Origin of the sequence: Vibrio sp. S12_S33, assembly GCF_963889785.1 — a bacterium.
Taxonomy (GTDB): domain Bacteria; phylum Pseudomonadota; class Gammaproteobacteria; order Enterobacterales; family Vibrionaceae; genus Vibrio; species Vibrio aestuarianus.
This window is the reverse complement of sequence record NZ_CAWPQZ010000090.1, coordinates 1-3,847: the sequence shown is the minus strand read 5'-3', so window position 1 is coordinate 3,847 and position 3,847 is coordinate 1. Positions and strand designations below refer to the sequence as shown.

The window sequence follows — 3,847 nt, the reverse complement described above, 5'->3', positions numbered from 1 at the left end:
GAATGAAGATAGGAAAGTATGATTCGACATGGAAACGGTAGTTTGTGTATGATTTTTGTTTGGCGACTAAACCATATCACTTACTACCGTTTTTTTGTTTTTAGTTCCCGCTAATCCGCGATGAACCCTTTTTTATCGCCATTATTATTCGACTTTTGTCCAACAGAGCTTTAGTTGTTTTACGTATAAACTCATTATAATTGTGAGTTACCAATGAGTGAAGGAAGCTAAATGGAAGTTGGATTGTTCTGGGTGGAAAAAGGGATATTGCTGCTTGGTATTATTTTTGTTTTAACTAGCATCACTCAATATGTCAAGCGCAGCCATGATTGGAAGGGGGTGGTGACGATGTTCTATCGGCGCATACCGATGACTATCGCAGAGTATAAATGGTACCGGTTGGGCATTTCATTTATCGTCTTTGCTGTTGTACTGCGCATCATCGTTTTGACTCTGTGGCCGTCACTTTAATGTGGCGGTTTCTATCCTAAAGCTCTAACCCACATACTCCTCATTTTGAATTAATTTTTTGCGCAACTCGCATATACCTAAGGTTTAGGTATACACTCTATCTATTGAATTAATAGACATTAAGGTGATTACATGTCTTTCCCCGTACTCATCTGTGATGACTCTGCATTAGCACGTAAGCAGATGGCGCGTTCACTTCCTGCATCCCTTAATGCTGATATCACCTTCGCAATACATGGTTTAGATGGAATAAATAATCTTGAAGAACATGACTTCAAATTAATGTTCCTAGACTTAACAATGCCAGAACTTGATGGCTACGGCACGCTTGAGGAAATGCAGCGTAGAGGCATGACAACGCCTGTCGTGGTTGTTTCTGGTGATATTCAGCCTAAAGCTAAAGAGCGAGTGATGGCGTTAGGCGCTCGCGCTTTTATCCAAAAGCCAATCGATAAAAATGCGCTTAATGATGTATTGAGAGAGCTCATAGAGCCAGCAACACAGCCACGTATGGTAACCCCTGTCTCTATCGAACTACCGATACTGAAGCGCCGAGATATCTATATGGAAGTTGCTAATGTTTCGATTGGGCGAGCTGCAGATGCATTAGCTCGATATTTTGACGTTTTTGTCCATTTACCATTACCAAACGTCAATATTTTTGAAGTCAGCGAACTGCATATGGCATTACGTGACTTAGCAGAGAACGACCAGGTATCAGGAGTTTGTCAGGGGTTTAGTGGCGAAGGTATTGCTGGTGAGGCATTAGTTTTGCTTAGTGATTCTAGTGTGTCTGATCTCAAAAAATTAATGAAAGTGCCTGCTGATAGTGAAGAGCTTGAAGAGCTAGAATTGTTAATGGATGTGTCGAATATATTGGTCGGTTCTTTCTTAAATGGATTGGGTGAACAATCAGAGGTGCGATTCTTCCAAAGTTCTCCTGTGCTGCTTGGACAGCATATCTCCATTGATTCAGTCATCCAATCTACCGCCGGAACGTTTAATAAGACCATGACATTTGAAGTCAGTTATAATATTGATCAGACATCAATTCGTTGTGATTTACTATTTATGTTTGTCGATGAGTCGCTTCCACTGCTAGACAACAAACTCGCTTATCTTATGGAGGACTTTTAGCGATGAATCTTCCTGCTGAATTTGAGCAATTCCACTGGATGGTGGACATGGTACAGAATGTCGATATGGGCTTAGTGGTCATAGATCGAGATTATCAAGTACAAGTCTGGAATGGCTTTATGACACACCACAGCGGTGTACAATCTCATGATGCTATTGGTAAGTCGATATTTGAATTATTTCCAGAGATCCCCTGTGAGTGGTTTAAACTAAAAACAAAACCGGTATATGACCTTGGTTGTCGCAGTTTTATCACGTGGCAGCAACGTCCCTATTTATTTAAATGTCGCAATGTTCGCCCTGTAACCCAGCAAGCAGAATTTATGTATCAGAGCATTACACTAAATCCTATGCGTACACCAACAGGGAAAATCAACTCGCTTTTTCTCTCGATACAAGATGCAACAGTAGAAGCACTAGCGTCATTGAAAGTTAATCATTGACCAATTATAACCTTGTTGAATGAGTAATGCGTTTTATGAGGTTTTGTTAATGGGTGGATGGTTGTTAGTACGTTTTCTAGACTGGGCTTTAAATTTTCATACTATTTTTTGAAAAAAATAACGTTGAAAGTGTCTATTAAAATTCCATTTTTGGGTGATACTGGTCGCATATTTCTAGTTGAATACTGTTTTGTGATCGATTGCTTAGCTGGTGGGATTCAATGCTGAAGTGAAATTTTTATTTAACTTAATGAAAAGTAAGGGGTTATATTTTATGGGTTTTACTAGGGAGTATTCAAATCTACCGGATATGAAAGTTTCGACATAGTACCATAAAAAAAAATAAAATATCAGACTTGCCGAGAAGAAATCCCAACCTATAATGTTGAAAACCGGAGCGTCTGCCAACGCTCCGGTTTTTTTGTGTCCGAAAGCCAGTAATCTCGTCTGCCAACATGATTACTACGCACTTTGCGAAAGTGACACACAGTTTATGAATCAAGGAAATGCACAATGCGTATCGAACAAGAACTTAAGTTAGGTTTCAAAGATGTACTGTTTCGCCCTAAGCGTTCAACACTAAAAAGCCGTTCTCAAGTAAATTTAACCCGCGATTTTACATTCAAGCATAGTGGTCGTCAATGGTCTGGCGTGCCCGTGATTGCTGCGAACATGGACTCTGTTGGTAGCTTTGCTATGGCAAAAGCGTTGGCTGAACACGATGTAATGACAGCGGTTCATAAGCACTATTCTGTTGAGGACTGGGCTGAGTTTGTCAAAGGTGCTGATCAAGCCACGCTTAAGCATGTGATGGTATCAACAGGAACCTCGGATAATGATTTCCAAAAAACTAAAGATATCATGGCATTAAATGATGACCTTATTTTCATCTGTATTGATATTGCCAACGGTTACTCAGAACACTTGGTAGATTATGTACAACGTGTTCGTGCTCAATTCCCAGATAAAGTAATCTCAGCAGGTAATGTTGTTACGGGTGATATGGTTGAAGAATTGATCCTTGCTGGCGCTGATATTGTTAAAGTAGGAATTGGCCCAGGTTCTGTGTGTACTACTCGCGTGAAGACCGGTGTTGGCTACCCACAGTTGTCTGCGATCATTGAATGTGCCGATGCAGCTCATGGTTTAGGTGGCTGTATTATTGGTGACGGTGGTTGTACTTGCGCCGGTGATGTATCGAAAGCATTCGGTGGCGGTGCTGATTTCGTTATGCTTGGCGGTATGCTAGCAGGGCATGAGCAATCTGGCGGTGAAGTGATTGAAAAAGATGGCGTAAGCTACATGAAGTTCTACGGCATGTCTTCACAGTCAGCGATGGCGAAGCACTCTGGTGGTGTTGCAAAATACCGTGCGGCTGAAGGAAAAACCGTACTATTGCCATATCGTGGCAGTGTGCACGATACGATTTCAGATGTGTTAGGTGGCGTACGTTCAACATGTACATATGTAGGCGCAGCAAAGCTTAAAGAGCTAACGAAGAGAACAACATTTATTCGCGTAAGAGAGCAAGAGAACAACTTGTTCGGTAAAGAGTAAATTTCTGATACTTCGAAAAATCCAAATCTTTTAGGGTCGCTTTTAGCGGCCTTTTTTGTATAGAGAAAACACCCAGCTAGGCTGGGGTTCGTTCCTACCTTGAAACTTCAAACACTAGGGTCTGTTGATCTTTCGTGATGATTTTTTGAACGGCATGGTGAAGGTTATAATCATTTCGCCAAAAACAAATCACAACTGAGTTCACCATGCCAAGGACAATGCTAACTGATAAACGATGG

At 41.1% G+C, this 3,847-nt stretch carries 4 protein-coding genes; all 4 read left to right on the top strand.

Features of this window, described 5'->3' with window-relative positions; genetic code table 11:
- The first annotated feature begins 231 nt into the window (after nt 1–231).
- The 4 genes from AACW06_RS18845 to AACW06_RS18830 all read left to right on the top strand — a co-directional run bounded on the left by AACW06_RS18845 (nt 232) and on the right by AACW06_RS18830 (nt 3,608).
- Nucleotides 232–471, top strand: a complete 240-nt coding sequence (locus AACW06_RS18845) for a hypothetical protein (RefSeq protein ID WP_192076241.1) — start codon at nt 232–234, stop codon at nt 469–471.
- A gap of 132 nt (nt 472–603) precedes the next feature.
- Nucleotides 604–1,608 carry a response regulator gene (locus AACW06_RS18840; protein WP_192076240.1) on the top strand — a complete coding sequence of 335 codons (1,005 nt, stop codon included), beginning with the start codon at nt 604–606 and terminating at the stop codon, nt 1,606–1,608.
- Nucleotides 1,609–1,610: 2 nt separating this feature from the next.
- Nucleotides 1,611–2,051: a PAS domain-containing protein gene (locus AACW06_RS18835; RefSeq protein WP_192076239.1), complete on the top strand. Its 441-nt coding sequence runs from the start codon at nt 1,611–1,613 to the stop codon at nt 2,049–2,051.
- A 513-nt stretch (nt 2,052–2,564) separates the two neighbouring features.
- On the top strand, nt 2,565–3,608 hold the full coding sequence (locus tag AACW06_RS18830) for a GMP reductase (RefSeq protein ID WP_192076238.1): 1,044 nt from the start codon (nt 2,565–2,567) through the stop codon (nt 3,606–3,608).
- Nucleotides 3,609–3,847: the final 239 nt, after the last annotated feature.